The sequence below is a fragment of the Nocardiopsis sp. M1B1 genome, from assembly GCF_052466615.1.
The window spans coordinates 734712-754767 of sequence record NZ_CP196194.1; the positions used below are offsets into that span (position 1 = coordinate 734712).

General features: G+C 73.6%; 15 protein-coding genes and 3 tRNA genes. 16 read left to right on the plus strand and 2 right to left on the minus strand.

Going from position 1 to position 20056, the window contains the following annotated elements:
- The first annotated feature begins 143 nt into the window (after positions 1 to 143).
- The 11 genes from ACSTA4_RS03380 (at position 144) to ACSTA4_RS03430 (ending at position 14217) form a co-directional block, all read left to right on the plus strand.
- Complete coding sequence (locus ACSTA4_RS03380; protein ID WP_444962397.1) at positions 144 to 2303, plus strand: DUF2397 family protein; 2160 nt, start codon at positions 144 to 146, stop codon at positions 2301 to 2303.
- Positions 2303 to 3703: a TIGR02678 family protein gene (locus tag ACSTA4_RS03385; protein WP_444962398.1), complete on the plus strand. Its 1401-nt coding sequence runs from the start codon at positions 2303 to 2305 to the stop codon at positions 3701 to 3703. The genes ACSTA4_RS03380 and ACSTA4_RS03385 overlap by 1 nt, the downstream gene beginning before the upstream one ends.
- Positions 3648 to 8396 (plus strand): TIGR02680 family protein, encoded by a 4749-nt coding sequence (locus ACSTA4_RS03390; RefSeq protein ID WP_444962399.1) that lies wholly within the window; start codon positions 3648 to 3650, stop codon positions 8394 to 8396. The genes ACSTA4_RS03385 and ACSTA4_RS03390 overlap by 56 nt, the downstream gene beginning before the upstream one ends.
- A gap of 127 nt (positions 8397 to 8523) precedes the next feature.
- Positions 8524 to 10554: an AAA family ATPase gene (locus tag ACSTA4_RS03395; protein ID WP_444962400.1), complete on the plus strand. Its 2031-nt coding sequence runs from the start codon at positions 8524 to 8526 to the stop codon at positions 10552 to 10554.
- A 162-nt stretch (positions 10555 to 10716) separates the two neighbouring features.
- Positions 10717 to 10792: transfer RNA gene (locus ACSTA4_RS03400), tRNA-Thr, on the plus strand.
- A 102-nt stretch (positions 10793 to 10894) separates the two neighbouring features.
- Positions 10895 to 10970: transfer RNA gene (locus ACSTA4_RS03405), tRNA-Met, on the plus strand.
- Between the two features lie 79 nt (positions 10971 to 11049).
- The gene (gene rpmG / locus ACSTA4_RS03410) at positions 11050 to 11214 is read left to right on the plus strand and encodes a 50S ribosomal protein L33 (RefSeq protein ID WP_013156089.1); all 165 of its coding nucleotides are present in this window, start codon (positions 11050 to 11052) and stop codon (positions 11212 to 11214) included.
- A 140-nt stretch (positions 11215 to 11354) separates the two neighbouring features.
- Positions 11355 to 11804 (plus strand): MaoC family dehydratase N-terminal domain-containing protein, encoded by a 450-nt coding sequence (locus tag ACSTA4_RS03415; RefSeq protein ID WP_248773447.1) that lies wholly within the window; start codon positions 11355 to 11357, stop codon positions 11802 to 11804.
- Positions 11801 to 12229 carry a MaoC family dehydratase gene (locus tag ACSTA4_RS03420; protein WP_097636072.1) on the plus strand — a complete coding sequence of 143 codons (429 nt, stop codon included), beginning with the start codon at positions 11801 to 11803 and terminating at the stop codon, positions 12227 to 12229. The genes ACSTA4_RS03415 and ACSTA4_RS03420 overlap by 4 nt, the downstream gene beginning before the upstream one ends.
- 2 nt (positions 12230 to 12231) lie before the next feature.
- Positions 12232 to 13296 (plus strand): UDP-N-acetylmuramate dehydrogenase, encoded by a 1065-nt coding sequence (locus tag ACSTA4_RS03425; RefSeq protein ID WP_444962401.1) that lies wholly within the window; start codon positions 12232 to 12234, stop codon positions 13294 to 13296.
- Positions 13297 to 13623: 327 nt separating this feature from the next.
- A complete protein-coding gene (locus ACSTA4_RS03430; protein ID WP_444962402.1) occupies positions 13624 to 14217 on the plus strand; it encodes a TMEM165/GDT1 family protein in 594 nt (197 codons plus the stop codon).
- A gap of 61 nt (positions 14218 to 14278) precedes the next feature.
- On the opposite strand, the gene ACSTA4_RS03435 is transcribed toward ACSTA4_RS03430, so the two are convergent.
- Both ACSTA4_RS03435 and ACSTA4_RS03440 read right to left on the minus strand, forming a co-directional pair.
- Positions 14279 to 15328 carry an adenosine deaminase gene (locus ACSTA4_RS03435; protein ID WP_444962403.1) on the minus strand — a complete coding sequence of 350 codons (1050 nt, stop codon included), beginning with the start codon at positions 15326 to 15328 and terminating at the stop codon, positions 14279 to 14281.
- Between the two features lie 296 nt (positions 15329 to 15624).
- Positions 15625 to 16833: a pyridoxal phosphate-dependent aminotransferase gene (locus ACSTA4_RS03440; protein ID WP_174547194.1), complete on the minus strand. Its 1209-nt coding sequence runs from the start codon at positions 16831 to 16833 to the stop codon at positions 15625 to 15627.
- Positions 16834 to 17055: 222 nt separating this feature from the next.
- Here ACSTA4_RS03440 and ACSTA4_RS03445 point away from each other — a divergent pair.
- From ACSTA4_RS03445 to rplA, 5 genes are all read left to right on the plus strand, one after another.
- A tRNA-Trp gene (locus ACSTA4_RS03445) sits at positions 17056 to 17128 on the plus strand.
- A 99-nt stretch (positions 17129 to 17227) separates the two neighbouring features.
- Positions 17228 to 17482: a preprotein translocase subunit SecE gene (gene secE, locus ACSTA4_RS03450; protein ID WP_013156096.1), complete on the plus strand. Its 255-nt coding sequence runs from the start codon at positions 17228 to 17230 to the stop codon at positions 17480 to 17482.
- Between the two features lie 171 nt (positions 17483 to 17653).
- Positions 17654 to 18499 carry a transcription termination/antitermination protein NusG gene (nusG, locus tag ACSTA4_RS03455; RefSeq protein WP_444962404.1) on the plus strand — a complete coding sequence of 282 codons (846 nt, stop codon included), beginning with the start codon at positions 17654 to 17656 and terminating at the stop codon, positions 18497 to 18499.
- 294 nt (positions 18500 to 18793) lie between these two features.
- Entirely contained in the window at positions 18794 to 19222 is a 429-nt protein-coding gene (rplK, locus tag ACSTA4_RS03460; RefSeq protein ID WP_013156098.1) for a 50S ribosomal protein L11, read from the plus strand.
- Positions 19223 to 19343: 121 nt separating this feature from the next.
- Positions 19344 to 20021, plus strand: coding sequence for a 50S ribosomal protein L1 (gene rplA, locus ACSTA4_RS03465; RefSeq protein WP_274976132.1), 678 nt, complete (start codon positions 19344 to 19346; stop codon positions 20019 to 20021).
- Positions 20022 to 20056: the final 35 nt, after the last annotated feature.

Sequence of the window (20056 nt, forward strand, 5' to 3'; positions counted from 1 at the left end):
TTCGCCTCCCTCCGCAGAATCATGCCAAAGTTCCTCAAAAGTACATAACTCCTGCTCAAAACGGGTGACGCGGCCCTCTTCCCAGGACCGGAGGGGGCCGAAACGGGCGTGGCGCGCCCGCGAGGTCTCTAGTCTGCTGAGTTGTGGGACTCAACCAGTGGACGGACAACCACGCGGACGACGGACGCGGCGCCGACGGGCGGCCGACGCCACGGCACGGCCGCGCCTCTCTGCTGCGCCTGGCCGCCTGGTTCGAGGAGGCCGACCCGGACCGCGCCGACGCCCTCGCCGCCGCCTCGTACGCCCTCCACCCGGCGCTCCACCTGGAGGGGAGGGTGGACGAGGGTGTCGCCGCCACCACCAGCTGGTGGCAGGCCGACGCCGACCGCAGCACCGTCACCGAGCACCCGGGCGCCCGGCCGCCCGAGCCGGTGAGCGACCACCGCGCCCAACAGGCGCGCCTGCGCGACGCCGCCGAGTCCTCCGCCCACTGGCGCCGCGCCGGCGCCGCGCAGATCCGCTCCCTGCTCACCGAGCCCACGGGCCGCCGCGCCCGCCTGGACCTGTCCGGCGCCGGGATGGAGGTCCTGATGGAGCTCCTCACCGCGGCCCTGGGTTCCGGCGACGCCAGCAGGCGCCCCACCTCCGCCGGGGACCTGGAGTTCGCGCTGCGCCTGCACGTCGTCGCCGCGCCGGGCGCCGACGTCACCATCCGGGGCGAGGGCGGGGAGCTGACCCTGGAGGGCCTGCGGCTGCTGGTGACCCCCTACGAGCAGCACGGCCCCGGTGACCTCGACCCGCTCCCCGAGGAGCCGGAGGAGGACGGGGCGGGCCCCCTCGCGGCCGGTGCCCCCGAGGGGGAGGACGCCTCCGCCGGTTCCCTGGCCCACGCGGATTCGCCCGCCCCCGGGACCGACGAGGACCTCGCCGAGGCGTCCGAGAAGCCGTCCCGGGCCCCGCTGGCCCACGCTGACTCCGACGCCTCCGCAAGTCCGGGCGCCCCTGCTGCCCCTTCCGCCTCTCAGGCCCCGGGCGTCTCGGACCACTCGGAGCCCCCGGACGGCGCCGCTGACACCGAGGCATCGACGGTTCCCTCGGCCCCGACGGGCACGAAGGACCCCGAGTCCCCGGACGGCCCACCAGCCCCCGCCGACTCCGCCGCCACCGCGAGCCCGGACGCCCTCGCTGGCACCGAGACCCCGGCAGGCCCGTCCGTGCCCGGCGGCCCTGAGGCCCCCTTCGACCCTCGGGTTCCCGTCACGCCCGGGAGCGCGGAGTCCTCAGACGATCCGCTGGGCCCCGCCGCTTCCCCGTACCCTGACGCCTCGGACCGATCGACCAGCCCGGACGCCTCTAGTGGCACCGAGGCCCCGGCGGTTTCCTCCGTTCCGGCAGGTCCCAAGGGCCCCGAGGCCCCGTCCGTTTCCGACGGCCCTGAGGCCCCCTTCGACCCCCGGGTTCCCGCCACGTCCGGGAGCGCGGAGGCCCCGGACGGCCCACCAGCCCCCGCCGCCACCGCGAGCCCGGACGCCTCTAGTGGCACCGAGGCCCCGGCGGTTTCCTCCGTTCCGGCAGGTCCCAAGGGCCCCGAGGCCCCGTCCGTTTCCGACGGCCCTGAGGCCCCCTTCGACCCCCGGGTTCCCGCCACGTCCGGGAGCGCGGAGGCCCCGGACGGCCCACCAGCCCCCGCCGCCACCGCGAGCCCGGACGCCTCTAGTGGCACCGAGGCCCCGGCGGTTTCCTCCGTTCCGGCAGGTCCCAAGGGCCCCGAGGCCCCGTCCGTTTCCGACGGCCCTGAGGCCCCCTTCGACCCCCGGGTTCCCGTCATGCCCGGGAACGCGGGATCCTCAGACGATCCGCTGGGCCCCGCCGCCTCCGGATACCCTGCCGCCCCGGACCGCTCGGCGGGCCCGGGCACCCCGTCCGCGCCCCGCAACCCCTTCGCCCCGCCCGCCTCCGAGGACCCGAAGGCCCCACCGTCCCCGGCCGCACCCCGTACCCCCCGGACACCGGCCGCGTCGACGGAACCCCTTTCCCCCCAATCCCCGGCGGTCCCGCCGTACTCCGCGCACCCCGGCGCCCCGTCCGTCCCGGAGATCCCCGGGACGCCCACCGCCCCGTCCTACGCGGACATCCTGGGGATTCCGGCCCCCTCCGCGACTCCGCGACCCTCCCCGGACCCCGACGCGGCGCCCCGCCCCGAGGACACCGAACCCACCGGTAACCTCCCTGGACCGGACCCGCGTCCCCCCGGTCCGGACGACCTGTCCGCGAACCCGCCCGAGAAGCGATCGTGGGAGTGATGGAGACGGACACCTACAGCGAGGACGCCGCGCTCATCGGCGAACGCCAGGCCGCGGCCCGCGCCCTCCTGGCCCACCCCCTGCTCACCGAGCGCGCCCACCCCGCCGAGTTCGCCCTCGTGCGCTCCCACACCGAGTGGCTCGTCCAACGGTTCCAACGCGTGCTCGGCTACCGCCTGACCGTCGCCGAGGACCACGCCCGGCTGGTCAAACGCGGCCTCGTCACCGAGGTCGCACGCCCCCTCGCACGCGGGACCGGCGCCCCCTTCACCCCGCGCACGCACACCTACCTGGCGCTGTCCCTGGCCGTCTTGGTCGAGGGACACGGCCCCACCACCGTCCGCGGCCTGGCCGCGCGGGTCCGCTCCGCCGCGCACGAGGCCGGGGTCGACGCAGACCCCGCGCGCGGCCTCGCCGAGCGCCGCGCCTTCTGCGCCGCCCTGCTCCACCTGGTCTCGCTCGGCGCCCTCACCGAGGACTTCGGCACCATCGCCGACCACCGTGAGGACCCCTCCGCCGACGCGGAGCTGATCCCGCACACGCAGGTCCTGCGCTCGGTCGCCGTCCACCTGCCCCGCGCCTCCGACGACCCCGACTCCTTCCTCGCCGCCGCCCGCGACACCGACCCCGAGGGCGACCACCAGGGCGAGACCGCCCTGCGCAGGCTCCTCGCCGAGACCGCCGTCGTCTACCGCGAGGAGCTCCCCGACCGCCAGCGCGACCGCCTCGCCGCACACCAGTGGCGGGCCGCCGCGGCGCTCGGCAACCTCCTGGGCTGCGACACCGAGGTCCGCGCCGAGGGCGTCGCCCTCGTGATGCCCGACGAGGCGGGCGCCCGCCCGGTCTTCCCCTCCGACGACCCCGTCGGACAGGTCGCCCTGGCCCTGGTCCGCCACCTCTCCGGCCGCCTGCACCCCGGCCGCCCCGCCACCTCCGCCCCGGTTCCGGAGGAGGAGATGAACACCGCGCTGGAGGCCCTCTGCGGCGCGGACGCGCCCGCGCGGGCCGAGTGGGCCCGCACCGCGGGACCCGAGATCCCCGACCCCGGACGGCTCCGCGAGCGGGTCCTGGTCCTGCTGGCCGACCTCGGACTGCTGCGGGGCGCCCCCGGACGGTGGCGGCTCACCGCCGCGGCCGCCCGCTACGGGGCCGAAACGGACATCCGCGTCCCCCCGATCCAGGACAATGACGAAGACAGCCGGACACACCCCGATCCGGTGCGCGCCCCCGGCGACGACGAGGGTGGACCCGACGCCCCCGACGCTCCCGCCGACCCCCGCGGCGACCTGAGCCGGGTGGCGTCCGTGCTGCAAGCGGTGGCGAACGAGAAGGTGAGCGCGACCAGTGGTGACTCAGGAGACCAGCCAGGCCCCGGAAGCGGCGGCGACGGGTCCGGCTGATTCCGCCGGTACCGGCGCCTCCGACGGCGTCCCCCGCTACCGGCTCGAACGCGCGGGCATCCGCAACGTCTGGCAGTACGACGACCACGTCATGGACTTCGCGGAGGGGCGGCTGCTGCTGCGCGGCCGCAACGGCGCGGGCAAGTCCAAGGCGCTGGAGATGCTGCTCCCCTTCCTGCTCGACGGCGACGTGCGCCGCCTGGACACCACGGGCACCAACCGCACCAGCCTGCGCTGGCTCATGGCCGAGGACACGCGGCCCGGCCGCCTCCAGGGAGCCGAGGAGGACGGCCCCGACCTGCTCGGCGGCCCCGGTGCGGAGGACGAACCCGCCGACGGCCCGCACGGCGCCGACGCCCCCGGCGACCCCGCCGAGGAGGAGTCCGGTCCCGCCACCCGGCTCGGCTACCTGTGGGTGGAGTTCACCACCGAGCGCGGCGACCGCGGACTCGACGCCGCGGCCCGCTCCGGAACCGGCCGGGGAGCCTCAGCGCTGCTCGCCGGTACCGGCGCCAGCAGCGCCTCCGCCCTCCTCGCCGCCAGCGCGGCGGCCAGCGCCGCCGAGTCCGACGCGGCGGCGCGCGAACCCGAGCCCCGCGACCCCGACGCCCCGCCCAGCCACCTGACCCTGGGCGCCGCCGTCATGGCGGTCGGCGACTCCGACCCGCGGTGCGTGTTCTTCGTCACCGACCGCCGGGTCGGCCACGACCTCGAACTCGTCACCGACGGCCGCCCCAAGCCCGTCGACCGCCTCCGCTCGGAGATCGGCGCCGACAACTGCTTCACCAGCCCCGTCCCCTACCGGGCCCGCGTGATGCACGACCTGTTCGGCATCGACGACTCCGTCCGCTACCGCAACCTCATCCACCTGCTCTACCGGCTGCGCCGCCCCACCATCGGCGACCGCCTGGAGGCCGGGGAGCTCGTCGGCGTCCTGTCCGAGGCGCTGCCGCCCATGGACGAGACCATCCTGGACGAGGTCGCCCGCAACATCGCCGACCTGGAGCGGGCCCGCTCCGACAAGGACGCCCTCACCGAGGCAGGGGCGGGCGTCACCGCCTTCCTGGAGGACTACCGGGGCTACCTCGTCCACACCCTGCGCGCCCGGGCCGCCGAGGTGCGCGAGCAGATCGACGCCGCCGCGGACCGCACCGAGGAGACCGAGCGGCTGCGCGCCGAACTCGACGACCTCATCACGGCGGAGAGCCAGATCTCCGAGGAACGCGACCAGGCCCGCCGCACCCGCGACACCGCCCGGTCCGACGACACGACCCTCGCCGCCGCCCAGGGCGGCTCCGCCACCGCCACGGACGGCGAGCGCCGCGCCTACGACGCCGCCGTGGGCGCCTACATCCGCGCGGCCGAGGCCGCCTGGGTGGCCGCCGAGCACGCAGAACGGGTCGAACGCCACACCGTCGAGCGCATCGGCGAGGACACCGCCACGATCGAGCGCGCGCTCGACGTCCTGCGCCAGACCCACGCCGAAGCCGCGCGCGCCGCCTCCGCGGCGGGCATGGACCCCGGAGTCCTCGGCACCGTCCCCGACCCGGTCGCCACCGTCCACGCCCCCCGCGAGAGCACCACCCGGGTCGACCTGCGCGGACTGGAACAGGCCGTCGAACGCGAACCCGTCGAGGGCGTTGACCTGGACGGCCTGCGCGAACGCCTGGGCCGCCTCCACGACCGCCTCACCGGAGCCGCCGACCGCGCCGCCGACCGCGCCGACCTGGCCGCCCGCCTGACCGGGCTCACCGCCGCCGAGGCCGCCGCCGACCGCCGCCTCGTCGCGCTGACCAGCGAGGCCGAGTCCGCCGACGCCGTGCTCGAACGCGCCCACCAGCGCGAGCAGGACGCCGTCGGCCTCGTACGGCGCCAGAGCGCCGCCTACGCCGAGGGCGTGCGGGAGTGGTCCGCCCGGCTGCGCGACTCCAGCCACGCGCACGCCCTGGGCGGGGCCATCCACGAACTGGAGGGCAGCGTCGAACTGCCCATCGACGACGCGCTGCGCGTCCTGGACCCCGCGGTCCCCGGCAGGGTGGCCCGCCTGGCGCACGCCGCCGTGGACCCCCTCCTGGAGGAACTGCGCGCACGCCGCGACGTGGCCGTCGGGGAGGAGGGCCAGCTCTCCGGCGAACTCGCGGAACTGGCGGACCGGCGCACCAAGAACGCCGAGCACGCTCCCGAGCGCCCCGGATGGGCCACCTACCCGCGCCCCGAGGGGGACGGCCTCCCCCTCTACCTGGCCGTCGACTTCGCGGACGGGCTCAGCACACGCGAGCAGGCCGGCCTGGAGGCCGCCCTGGAGGCCAGCGGACTGCTGGCGGGCTGGGTCCGCGCCGACGGCGCCCTGCACGACCCGACCACGCGCGACCTCATGGTCTCCCCGGTGCCGGTCCCCGCGCTGTCGCGCCCCGTCCGCGGCCGGACGCTGCTCGACGTGCTCGTCCCGGCCGCCGGTCCCACCACCGGCCGCGGCGTCGCCCCCGACACCCTGCGCGCCCTGCTCTCCTCCATCGCCCTGGACTCCGAGGCGGAGCGGGTCCGCGACCCCGAGGACGCCGAGGCCGAACCGCGCCACCGCAAGGACAGCCCCGGAGCCGTCGCCCTCTCCAGCGCCATGTCCCTCTCCGGCGGCTGGCGCCTGGGCGTGGCCTCCGGCGCCCACTACAAGAGCGAACCCGAGTACATCGGCGAGGCCGCCCGCAAACGGGCCCGCGACCGCACCACCGCCAACACCGACCGGCGCATGGCGATCGCCGAGGCCCTGCTCGCCGAGGCGGGCGAGCGCCGCTGGGCCGTCGAGCACTCCTACGCCGAACTCCTGGAGGTCTCCCGCGACCTGCCCGACGCCGCCCCCCTGATCCGCGCCTGGGCCGTCCTGGAGACCGCCCGGGACGACGTGGCCGCCGCGCGCCGCGCCCACGACGTGGCCCGCGACGCGGCCGAGGACTGCCGGGCCGAACTGCTCGACGTCCGCGAGAGCCTGCGCCGCGCCTCCGCGGTGGAGGGCACCCAGGAGGGCGGACCCGCCGCGGGGGAGGGGGACCTGCCCACCGCGCGCGCCGACCTGGACAGCGCCCTGCGCGCCCTGGACCACCTGCGCGTCCTCATCGCCTCCGCGCTGCGCGACCTGGACGTCCTGGCCTGGGAGCTCGCCGACCACGAGCACCACGTCGCCGCCTGGCGGGCCGTCCGGGCCGACCGGGTACTGGCCGAGGACGCCCGCGCCGCGGCGATCGACGACATGATCACCGTCCGCCGCCAGATCGAACTCGGCGACCGGGCGCGGGGCGTGGCCGACGAACAGCTCGACGCCGCCCGCGAGCAGGTCGGGGCCAGAGCCGAGGAGGCCGCCCAGCGGCTGCCCGAACTCGAACGCGACGCCCAGCGCGCCCGGGACGAACGGGTCAGCGCCGAGGCGCGCCTGGCCGCGGCCACGCGCGAGCGCGCCGAGCAGGTCAGCCGCGCGCTCGCGGCCGGGGACGGCCTGGTCGCCTCGGTCACCGGGACCGACGCGTCCGGGACCGAGGCCCCCGACGCCGTGCTGCTGCGCGCCGCGGGCCTGGGAGCGTGCGCCGAGGACGACGCGCCCCTGGCCGCCTACCTGGCCGCCCGCGCCGAGACCGCGCCCCCCGGGCCCGACGCCCGCCTCGCCCTGCTGGAGGCCTTCGTCATCGCGATGGAGGAGGGCCTGGCCGCCCCGGAGGGCGGCGAGGCGGCGGACGCGCCCCGGGTCGACGACAGCACGGTCCTGGCCAGCCGCGAGGACCTGGACCGGGTGCTCGCCTCGGCGGGCTGGACGCAGGTCCGCACCGAGATGAGCGAACCCCGGGGCGTCAAGCGCCTCACGGTCCACGACGAGGACGGCGCGCACGACGTCACCGCCTACGCCGAACGGATCGCCGCCGCGGTCGCCGGGGCCGAGGAGAGCGTCGCGATCGCGGAGGAGGAGGCCTTCGAACGGCACCTGCTCGGGGAGCTGGCCGGCCACCTGGCACGCCAGGTCGAGGAGGCCAGGGGCCTCATCGCCACCATGAACGACGTCCTCAAGGACGTCACCACCTCGGCCGGTCTGGGCGTGCGCCTGGACTGGCGGCTGGCCCCCGACGCCGGAGCGGACATCGAGGCGGTCGTGCCGCTCCTGGCCACCCCGGCCCGGGAGCGGACCCGCGTGCAGACGACCCGGCTGCGCGACGCGCTCCGGCGCTGCATCGAGGCCATCCGCCGCCTGGACCCCACCGCCACGGGGGGCGCGCAGCTGCGCGCGGCCCTGGACTACCGGTCCTGGTTCACCTTCACCGTGTACGTGACCGACGGCGCGGGCGACGAGCGGCGCCTGGGGCACCGCACGGCGCTCAGCCAGGGCGAGCAGCGCGTGGTGGCCTACCTGGTGCTGTTCGCGGCCGCCGCCGCGCACTTCGACGCCCTGGCGGCCCGCGCGCCGTGGGCGCCGAGGCTGATCCTGCTCGACGACGCCTTCGCCAAGGTCGACGAGCCCACGCACGGGCGCCTGCTGGGCCTGCTGGTCGAACTGGACCTGGACTTCGTCCTGACCTCGGAACGGGTGTGGGGCTGCTTCGCCAGCGTCCCCAGCCTCAACATCTACGAGTGCCTGCGGGACCCGAACGTGCCCGGGATCGCCACCCTGCACTTCACGTGGGACGGGAGCAGGAGGCGCCTGGTGGGGGTGTAGGGGGGACCGAGGCGGGGGAGGAGGCCAGTCGGCCCCTCCCGCGACGGAGACCGGCGTTCGGCGAGTGCTTCCTCCCGTCCTGTCCTAGTCTGCTTGTGCGGAGACGACACGTGAACGGGGTGACGAAGTGACTCGGGTACCCGAGACGTTCGAGGGTGGGACGGCGCTCCTGGACGCTCTGGCGCGCTCCGGGCTGCCCCGGGAGGTCAGCTCCTGGGTCGGCGCGGCCCTGTGGGGCGAGGACGCCCTGGAGGCCCGCCTGAGGGGCGAGCGCGTCCCCGAGCCGGAACCCGTCGCCGAGCCGCCCGCGGGCAGGGTCCGGCGGACCTACCTCACCGGGATCAGGGTCCAGGGCTTCCGGGGCATCGGCCGCCCCGCCGAACTCGCCTTCGACGCGGGTCCCGGGCTCACCGTGATCGTCGGGCGCAACGGCTCGGGCAAGTCCAGCTTCGCCGAGGCCGCCGAGGCCGCCCTCACCGGACGCAACCCCCGGTGGGACGCCATGCCCACGGGCTGGCGCGACGGCTGGCGCAACCTCCACTACGACGAGCGCACCGAGGCGACCGTGGACGTGCGCGTCGCCGGGGACGAGGGCTCCACCCGCATCAGCCGCAGGTGGACGGGCGAGAGCGTCCGCTCCGCGCGCGGCGAGGTCGTCCGCCCCGACGGCGAGGTCTCCCCCCTCCGGACCATGGACTGGGGCGACAACCTCGTGCGCTACCGCCCCTTCCTGTCCTACGACGAACTCGGCCGCACGGTCACCGGGCGCTCGGCCGAGCTGTACGACACGCTCACCGGCCTGCTCGGGCTCAGCGGCCTGACGGAGGCCGAGCGCCGCCTGGCCAAGGTGTGCGACGGGCTCGCCAAGCGACGCGACCGCCCCTCGCGGGAGCTGCGGTACCTGCTCGACGCGCTCCGGGCCTCCGACGACCCCAGGGCCGCCCAGGCCGTCCAGCTCCTCACCGCCTCCTACTTCGACATGGACGCCCTGCGCAGGCTCGCCTCCGACACCGGGCCCAGCGACCCCGAGCTGCACACGGTCCTGCGCCGCCTGAGGCGGCTGGCCGTGCCCGAGCGGGCGCTGATGTCCGACGTGGTCAACGAGCTGCGGGGCGCGTCCATGGAGCTGGCCATGGCCGCGGGCAGCAAGGGCGACCGCGCGCACGGGGTGGTCAGGCTCCTGGAACAGGCGCTCGAACACCACCAGCGCCACCCCTCCGAGACCGAGTGCCCCACGTGCTCCTCGCCGCTGGGCGCCGACTGGACGCGCCGGGCCAACGCCCAGCTGCGCGCCCTCAAGCCCCAGGCGGCCGTGGTCTCGGCCGCCTACGAGCGCGCCGACGCGGCCAGGGACCAGGCCCGCTTCCTGATGTCCCCGGCGCCGGGCTGGCTGCCGCCGGAGAGCGAGCTGGGTCAGGTGTGGTCGCTGTGGGAGTCCGGCGCGGACATCGAGGACCTGGCCGAGCTGGCCGAGCACGTCGAAACGGTCGGCCGCAGGCTGCGGGCGGCCGCGGTGAGCGCCCGCCGGGACGCGAGCGAGCGGCTGGAGGACCCGACCGGCGGCTGGTCGGAGCTGGCCGAGCAGCTCTCGGGGTGGCTGGACGACGCCCAGGACGCCCTCACCGCGCGCGAGGTCCTCAACGGGGCCGAGGCCGCGCTGAACTGGCTGTCGGAGCAGGCGAGGATCCTGCGCGAGGAGCGGCTGGGGCCGGTCGCCGCGCAGGCCGAACAGGTCTGGTACCGGCTGCGCCAGGAGCGCCACATCGACCTCCAGGGCATGCGGCTGATCGGCCGGGGCGCCCGGCGCCGGGTCGAGGTGGACGTGTCGGTCGACGGCGTCGGGGACCAGACCAGCGCGCCCGGACTCCTGAGCCAGGGCGAGTTCCAGGCGCTGGCGCTGTCCATCTGCCTGCCGCGCACCCTGGTGGAGGGCAACCCCTTCGGCTTCCTGGTCCTGGACGACCCGGTCCAGGCGATGGACACCGAGACCGTGGAGGGCCTGTCCGCGGTGCTGGCGGAGGTGGGCAGGCACCGGCAGCTGATCGTGTTCACCCACGACACCCGCCTGTCCGACGCCCTGCGCAGGCTGGGTCTGCCCGCCGACATCCGCAGGATCAACCGGGACGCGATGTCCAACGTGTGGGTCGAGGCGGTCTGAGTCACAGTCGGGGCGTCGGAACCGCTGTGAGCAGGGATTTCGGCGCCCGGGCGCGGCCCGGGGGCGTTCGATTTGGCAGACCACCCCCGAATCCCTGTATAGTCATGACCAGCGCAAGGGGGCAACACCCCCGGGGCGGACGAGAGAAAGCCCCACCAGCGCGCCCCTTTAGCTCAGTCGGCAGAGCGTCTCCATGGTAAGGAGAAGGTCTACGGTTCGATTCCGTAAAGGGGCTCCACCACTTGACGGGGTACGGTCCACTCAGGTGGGTGGCCGGAGGGAGCATCCGCCGGCCTGCACCGGGTCACAGCCCTGGTAGGGTTGTGGTCCCGTTGATCGGGGCGGGGTAGCTCAGTCGGTAGAGCAAGCGGCTCATAATCGCTGTGTCGTCGGTTCAAGTCCGGCCCCCGCTACCAACCCGCTGACCCCTGAGCCCACATCTCAGGGGTCGTCGCGGGCGCTTACTACTGTTTCCAGCGAGAAAGGCACTCCGAAGTGGCTGCCACCGACGTGAGGCCGAAGATCACCCTGGCCTGCCAGGAGTGCAATCACCGGAACTACATCACCCGCAAGAACCGTCGGAACACCCCCGACCGTCTCGCGATCAAGAAGTTCTGCCCGAACTGCCGCAAGCACAACGAGCACCGCGAGACCCGTTAAGTCCCGCGCGAGCGTCCCTGTCGAGCGCGATCGTCTCCGCCGCGACGTCGCAGAGGCAGTTCTCGAAGGCTTCCAGCCCGGTGAGCGATCCGCTCACCGGGCTGTTCGCGTGTCCGGGCCCCTTCACGACAGGAGAGAGCGTGGCGATCAACCCTGACTACCTCGGCCGGGAGTACCCCGCGCCGGAGGCCTACGAGGTCACCCGGGGCAAGATCCGTGAGTTCGCCGAGGCGGTCAACGACCCCAACCCGGTCTACACCGACCAGGCCTCGGCCCGGGCGGCCGGACACCCCGACGTGGTCGCCCCGCCCACCTTCCCGGTCATCCTGGGGATGGCGGGCTCGGCCCAGGCCATCGCCGACCCCGACCTCGGCCTGGACTTCTCCCGGGTCGTGCACGGCGACCAGAGCTTCCGCTACAGCCGTCCGCTGTACGCCGGGGACGTCCTGAGCAGCGTCACCCGCATCACGGCCATCCGGGCCCTGGGCGGCAACGAGCTGCTCACCCTGGAGACCGCGGCACACGACGCCGACGGCGAGCACGTGGTCACCGCCACGATGATGCTGGTCGCGCGAGGAGGAGAGGCATGAGCAGGCTGCGCCACGCCGACGTCGAGGTCGGCACCGAGCTCCCCGAGCGCACCTTCCCGGTCCGCCGCCTGGACCTGGTCCGCTACGCGGGCGCCTCGGGTGACTTCAACCCGATCCACTGGAACGAGCGCTTCGCCAAGTCGGTGGGACTGCCCGACGTCATCGCGCACGGCATGTTCACCATGGCCGAGGCCGCGCGGGTGCTCACCGACTGGGCGGGCGACCCCGGCTGCGTCGTCGACTACTCGGTGCGCTTCTCCGCGCCCGTGGTGGTCCCCGACGACGACGAGGGCGCCGAGATCACCGTCGGCGGCAAGGTCAAGACCAAGAACGACGACGGCACCGTCACGGTGCTGCTGACCGCGCGGTCGGGCGGCGCCAAGGTCCTGGTGCAGTCCAAGGCCACCGTGCGTCTGGCGAGGTAGACGTGACCGCACTCTCCGAGTACACCACCCTGCGCCTGGGCGGCCCGGCGCGGACCTTCCTGGTCGCGGGCACCACCGACGAACTGGTCGCCGCCGTGACCCGCGCCGACGCCGCCGGCGAGCCCGTCCTCGTCCTTGGCGGGGGCAGCAACCTCGTGGTCTCCGACGACGGCTTCCCCGGGACCGCGGTCCTCGTGGACTCCAAGGGAGTCTCCTTCGAGGAGGCGGGCACCGACGAGGAGGGCGAACCGGTCGTGCTGCTGCGCGCCGAGGCGGGCGTGGAGTGGGACCCGCTGGTGGAGCGCGTCGTGGCCGAGGGCCTCAGCGGGCTGGAGTTCCTGTCGGGCATCCCCGGCCGGGTCGGCTCCACGCCCATCCAGAACGTGGGCGCCTACGGCCAGGACGTCAGCCAGACCATCCGCGAGGTGCTCGTCCACGACCGGCGCACCGGTGAGCGGCGCCGGATGACCAACGCCGAGTGCGGCTTCAGCTACCGCGACAGCGTCTTCAAGGGCGACGACCGCCACGTGGTGTGCGAGGTGGTCTTCGCGCTGCGCCGCTCCAAGCTCAGCCGTCCGATCGCCTACGCCGAGGTGGCCCGCACCCTGGGGACCGAGGCGGGCGCCCGGGTGCCGCTGGAGCGGGCGCGTGAGACCGTCCTCGGGCTGCGCAGGGGCAAGGGCATGGTCCTGGACCCCGCCGACCCCGACACCCGCAGCGCCGGGTCGTTCTTCACCAACCCGGTGGTCACCGCCGAGGGGTTCGCGGCCGTGCGCGAACGGGCGGCCGCCCGTCTGGGCGCCGACGCGCAGGTGCCCGGACACCCCGACGCGAGGGGGAACGTCAAGCTCTCCGCGGCCTGGCTGATCGACCGTGCCGGGTTCACCAAGGGGTACGGCGACGGTCCCGCGCGCATCTCCGGCAAGCACAGCCTCGCCCTGACCAACCCCGGCGGCGCCACCACGAAGGACCTGCTGGAGCTGGCCCGCGAGGTGCGGGCGGGCGTGGAGGAGGCCTTCGGGGTCCGCCTGGTCAACGAGCCGGTGATGGTCGGCGTCTCCCTCTGAGCCGGTGCCCCGCGCCTCGGTCCCAGCCGCGCCCAATTTCGGAGTTGGGCGCGGCCAACTTGTTTTTCAGGGCGGGCTGATAAAACAATTCAGTAAAGCCATGAATTGCATTCCCCTTCTGTTCTGCCATAAAGTCGGAGGCGTCGAAGGGGAGTAGTCCCCAATGCGTGCGATCGACACACTGGCCGCCCCGCGGCCCGGTCGTACGAGCCCGGCCAGGCCAGACAAGCCGAGCCAGGAGCGGACGAGACCTTTGACCCGGAAAAGACCGGGTTGAAGCGGTGTCCGCCTCCTTCTGCCCAGACAACGTCGGACGGAAGGGGAAACATGACGGGGTTCGCCGCCGGACTGGCATTCAGCGCCTTCGCCATCTTCATCGCCGAAATGGGCGACAAGACCCAACTCGTGGCCATGTCACTGGCCACCCGCTACCGGGCCCTCACGGTCATCCTCGGCATCACCGCGGCCACCGCCGTCGTGCACGCGGGCAGCGTCCTGTTGGCCGAGGTCCTGGGCGCCGCGCTGCCCACCGACTGGCTCACCCTCGCCGCCGGTGTCGCGTTCCTGTTCTTCGGCGCGTGGACCCTGCGCGGCGACGAGATGAGCGACAAGGACGAGGCCCGCGCCGCCTCCCGGCGCATCCGCTCCGCGTTCGCGACCGTCTTCGTCGTCTTCCTCGTCGCCGAACTCGGCGACAAGACCATGCTCGCCACGATCACCGTCGGCACCCAGCACCACTGGCTGCCCGTGTGGATCGGCTCCACCGTGGGCATGGTCGCGGCCGACGCCATCGCCATCGCGCTGGGCGCCGTGCTCGGCAAGAAGCTGCCCGAGCGCGCCATCCAGATCGGCGCGGCCACCCTGTTCTTCGTCGCGGGCGCCGCCATGCTGGGCCAGGGCGCCTGGATGCTCCTCGCCTGAGCCCTGAGCCCTGAGCCCTGAGCCCTGAGCCCTGAGCCCTGAGCCCTGAGCCGGTGGCGGCTCAGTCCCCGGCGGGCTCCGGGTCTGCGGCCAGCCACGCGTCCACCCCGGTCAGCAGCTCCTTGCGCAGCGACTCCGGCGCGCCCGAGCCGCGGACCGACATCCGCGCCAGCTCGGCCAGCTCCGGGTCGGAGAACCCGAGCACCTCGCGGGCGATCCGGTACTGCTCCACCAGGCGCGGCCCGAACAGCAGCGGGTCGTCGGTGCCCAACGCGACCGGCACCCCGGCGTCGAAGAGCGTGCGCAGCGGCAGCTGCCCCAGGTCGTCGTACACCCCCAGGCCCACGTTGGAGGTCGGGCAGACCTCCAGCGTCACCCCGCGTCCGGCGATCCGCTCCACCAGCCGCGGGTCCTCCACGGCCCGCACGCCGTGCCCGATCCGGTCGGCGTTCAACACGTCCAGGCACTCGCGCACGCTGCGGGGCCCCTGGAGCTCGCCGCCGTGCGGCGCGGAGAGCAGCCCGGCCCGCCGCGCGATCCGGAACGCCCCCTCGAACTCCAGGGCGCGGCCGCGCCGCTCGTCGTTGTTCAGGCCGAACGACACCACGCCCCTGCCCGCGTACTGGCGGGCCAGACGGGCCAGCACCTTGGCGTCCAGCGGGTGCCTGGTGCGGTTGGCCGCCACCATCAGGCCGACGTGCACGCCGGTCTCGCGCTCGGCGGCGCGGGCCGCGTCCAGGAACAGCTCCAGGGTGGCGGTGAGCCCGTCGAAGAGCGACGCGTAACCGCTCGGGTCCACCTGGATCTCCAGCCAGCCTGACCCGGCCGCGCGCTCGTCCTCGGCCGCCTCGCGCAGCAGCCGGTACACGTCCTCGGGTCTGCGCAGCACCGACCGGGCGATGTCGTACAGGCGCTGGAAGCGGAACCAGCCGCGCTCGTCCGTGGCGCGGAGCCTTGGCGGCCACTCCTCGACCAGGGCCTGGGGGAGGTGGATGCCGTGCTCGGCGGCCAGCTCCACCAGGGTGGGATGGCGCATCGACCCGGTGAAGTGCAGGTGCAGGTGTGCTTTGGGCAGCCGGTCCAACCGGCGGGCGCTGGTCGGTGTCTCCATGACGTAAGCCTGCCGTATGCGGGGCGCCTCCGGTGCCAGGACGCCCCATTCGGTAGCGCGGGGACCGGCCCCGTACACGCCGACGCGCCCCGGGGAACCGGTCCCCGGGACGCGTGAACGGAGCCGGTGACTGCGTGCCCGGCTTCAAGGGGTTCTGTCCGGGCGCCCGCGGGGTTCTGGAGGTGGCGGAGGCGGGTTCGCGAGGAACGAGCGAACCCGCCGGAGGCACCGAAGGTTCCCGCTCTCCGGGCGCCCGGACACGGGGCGAAGCGGAGCGGAGCCCCAGAGGGGCTCTGCTACTTGGCCTCGGCCAGCAGCTTCTGGATGCGGCTCACGCCCTCGGCGAGGTCCTCGTCGCTGAGCGCGTAGGACAGGCGCAGGTAGCCGGGGGTGCCGAAGGCCTCACCGGGCACCACGGCGACCTCGGCCTGCTCCAGGATGAGCTCGGCCAGCTCGGTGGAGGTCTGCGGCGTCCGGCCGCGGATCTCCTTGCCCAGCACGCCCTTGACCGAGGGGTAGGCGTAGAACGCGCCCTGCGGCTCGGGGCAGACCACGCCGTCGATCTCGTTGAGCATGCGCACGATCGTCTTGCGGCGGCGGTCGAAGGCCTCGCGCATCGTCGCCACGGCGTCCAGGTCGCCGGAGACCGCGGCCAGGGCGGCGGCCTGCGAGACGTTGGCGACGTTGGAGGTGGCGTGCGACTGGAGGTTGCCCGCGGCCTTGACCACGTCCTTGGGGCCGATGATCCACCCCACGCGCCAGCCGGTCATGGCGTAGGTCTTGGCCACGCCGTTGACGATGACGGTGCGGTCGGCGATCTCGGGCACCTCGACGGGCAGCGAGGAGAACTCGGCGTCCCCGTAGACCAGGTGCTCGTAGATCTCGTCGGACAGCACCCACAGGCCGTGCTCGTTCGCCCAGCGGCCGATCTCGCGGACCTGCTCGCGCGGGTACACGGCGCCGGTCGGGTTGGACGGGGAGACGAACACCAGGACCTTGGTGCGCTCGCTGCGCGCCGCCTCCAGCTGCTCCACGCTCGCCAGGTAGCCGGTGCTCTCGTCGGTGACGACGAAGACCGGGACGCCGCCCGCGAGCTTGATCGACTCGGGGTAGGTGGTCCAGTACGGGGCGATGACGATGACCTCGTCGCCCGGGTCCAGCATGGCGGCGAAGGCCTCGTAGATGGCCTGCTTGCCGCCGTTGGTCACCAGGACCTGGGCGGGGTCGACCTCGTAGCCGGAGTCGCGCAGGGTCTTCTCGGCGATGGCCTTCTTGAGCTCGGGCAGGCCGCCGGCGGGCGTGTAGCGGTGGAACCGGGGCTCACGGGCGGCCTCGACGGCGGCCTCGACGATGTAGTCGGGGGTCGGGAAGTCGGGCTCTCCCGCGCCGAAGCCGATGACGGCACGGCCCTCCGCCTTCATGGCCTTGGCCTTGGCGTCCACGGCCAGGGTGGCGGACTCGGAGATCGCGCTGATACGTGCAGAGAGACGGGGTCGATCAGTCATGTGACCCATGTTGTCATGCGCCCCTGGTCCGGGCGCGGGCGGGAAGGAGGGCGCAACCGGACGAAGGGGCCGTTCACGCCCCTCGGCGGGACGAACGGTTTGGTCACGGGGCCCCGAGCGCATACACTCTTTCGGGTCGGCCGTTCGTAGCCCAGGTGTTACCTGGCGCACGGTGTGCGTAGCGCACCGGAACCGGCTATGGTGGGATCGCAGTTTCCGCTAAGGGCAGTGGCTCAATTGGCAGAGCACCGGTCTCCAAAACCGGCGGTTGGGGGTTCGAGTCCCTCCTGCCCTGCACCTTCGCGCGTGCGGTGCGGCGCCCCTGCGGGCGTCGCGCCGCACGGGCACCGAAACTACGGGGACAAGTAGCAGCCCGCGACCCTAAGGACCCCAGGTGACTCAGACTGACGCCGACGCCAAGCCCGACAAGGAGCCCAAGCGTCGTACCGGTCCGGTGACGTTCACCAAGCAGGTCGCCGGAGAGCTGCGCAAGGTCCGCTGGCCCACGCGCCGCGAGCTGGTGACCTACACCATCGTGGTCCTCGTCTTCGTGCTGGTCGTCCTGGGATACGTCTCCCTCGTGGACTGGGGCTTCGGCGAGGCGGTCACCTGGCTGTACGGCACGTTCGGCACCCCGCAGGGCGTCTGACCACCCCTTCCGCGCCGCGTCCTCCGGCAGCAGCCGGGACGCGGCCTCCTCGTCCGCGCGTTGGTCCCGGTCCGCCCGGAGAGACCGTAAGCTGGCAGAACCGGGTTCGACGTACAGCGCTGCCTCGTGTGCGTCGCCCCGAGAGCGAATCCGACGAGAGAAAGAGCAGCCGTGTCCGAGTCCCCACTGACCTCTGACGACTTCCCCGAAGAGGAGCCGGTTCAGTCGTCGGCGGAAGAGACCGGCCTGGCGGGCGAGCTGCCGGAGGACGCGACCGACGCGGTCGACACCGACAGCCCGGAGCTGACCGGTGACGCCGACGCGTCCGAGGCCGCCGACGACCACGAGGGCGTCGTGGAGGAGGACGAGGAGCAGGACGAGGCCGCCGAGGAGGAGGCCCCCCGCCTGGACCCCGTCGAGGAGTTCAAGAACGAGCTCGTCCTGCTGCCCGGCGACTGGTACGTCGTGCACACCTACGCCGGTTACGAGAAGCGGGTCAAGGCCAACGTCGAGAGCCGCACCCAGTCCCTCAACATGGAGGAGTACATCTTCCAGGTCGAGGTGCCCGAGCACGAGGTCACCGAGGTCAAGAGCGGCAAGCGCCAGCAGGTCACCGAGAAGGTCCTGCCCGGCTACGTGCTCGTCCGCATGGACCTGACCGACGAGTCCTGGTCGGCCATCCGCAACACCCCGGGCGTCACCGGCTTCGTGGGCCTGTCCAACAAGCCCGCGCCGCTGAGCCTGACCGAGGTGGCCAAGCTCCTCGCCCCCGAGCCGGAGGTGGAGCCGGAGCAGGCGCAGCAGGCCCGGACCACGGGCGGCGGCGTCGGAGAGGCCCGCATGGACGTGGCCTACGAGGTCGGCGAGTCCGTCACCGTCATGGAGGGTCCGTTCGCGACCCTGCCCGCGACGGTCAGCGAGATCAACCCCGACACCCAGAAGCTCAAGGTGCTGGTGTCGATCTTCGGCCGCGAGACCCCGGTCGAGCTGTCCTTCAACCAGGTCGCCAAGATCTAGCCCGTACGCTCCCGCCGTTCGTGCTGGGGCCCTGTGGTCGCGAAGCGCCTGTCAGGGCACTCAGAAGAGCGGCATAGACTTGGTGGGTCCGCCCCGTGGCGGACCCACTCGCGTGTTCCGCCCCGGCGGGACCCGCGCCCGGTCCGCCCGGTCCCGGCGGACCGGCGCCCCGCGCCCGTCGAGCGCGGGGTCCCCCGCCTCCTTCGGCAGCGGTTCCCCGGCCCCGAGGCCGCGCGGCGCCGTCAGGGAGGCAACGGGACCAGAACACAACGCAGATCAGGCAAAGGACCCGATATGCCTCCGAAGAAGAAACTGGCCGCACTCGTCAAGGTGCAGCTCCCCGCCGGTCAGGCCACCCCGGCGCCGCCCGTCGGTACCGCGCTCGGTCCGCACGGCGTCAACATCATGGACTTCTGCAAGCAGTACAACGCTGCCACGGAGTCCCAGCGCGGCAACGTCATCCCCGTCGAGATCTCCATCTACGAGGACCGTTCCTTCAGCTTCGTCACCAAGACGCCTCCGGCGCCGAAGCTGATCCTGAAGGCCGCCGGCCTGGACAAGGCCGCCACCGACCCGGGTCGCAGCACCGCCGGTTCCATCACCGCCGAGCAGGTCCGCGAGATCGCGCAGACCAAGCTGCCCGACCTCAACACCGAGGACATCGAGGCCGCCGCCAAGATCGTCGCCGGTACCGCCCGCTCGATGGGCATCGAGGTCAAGTAGTCCCCCGCACGGTGGCGCCGGTCCGCGGAGACCGGAGCGACCGGGGACGCTCGACGTTCAAGAACCACCGTGGCAGGGCCAGGCGCTGGCCCGGTGACCACACGTTCCACAGGAGAACAGAGTGAAGCGCAGCAAGAACCACCGCAAAGCCAGCCAGCAGGTGGACCGTGACAAGCTTTACGGCCCCGCCGAGGCCGTGAAGCTCGCCAAGGAGACCTCCACCGTCAAGTTCGACGCGACCGTCGAGGTCGCCCTGCGCCTGGGCGTCGACCCGCGCAAGGCCGACCAGATGGTCCGCGGCACCGTGAACCTGCCGAACGGCACCGGCAAGACCGCTCGGGTCCTGGTCTTCGCGACCGGTGAGCGTGCCGAGCAGGCTCTCGCGGCTGGCGCCGACATCATCGGCGACGACGAGATGATCGAGAAGGTCTCGAAGGGCTTCACCGACTTCGACGCCGTCGTGGCCACCCCGGACCTCATGGGCAAGGTCGGCCGCCTCGGCCGCGTGCTCGGTCCGCGCGGCCTGATGCCGAACCCGAAGACCGGCACCGTCACGCCCGACGTCGCCAAGGCCGTCACCGACATCAAGGGCGGCAAGATCGAGTTCCGCGTGGACCGCCACGGGAACCTGCACTTCATCATCGGCAAGGCCTCCTTCGACGACCAGAAGCTCCTGGAGAACTACCAGGCCGCGATCGACGAGGTGAACCGCCTCAAGCCGTCCGCCGCCAAGGGCCGCTACATCAAGAAGGCCGTGGTCTCCACGTCCATGGGCCCGAGCATCCCGCTCGAGGCCTAGCCTTCGCGGCTGTCCAGCGCAGACGAGAGCGGCCC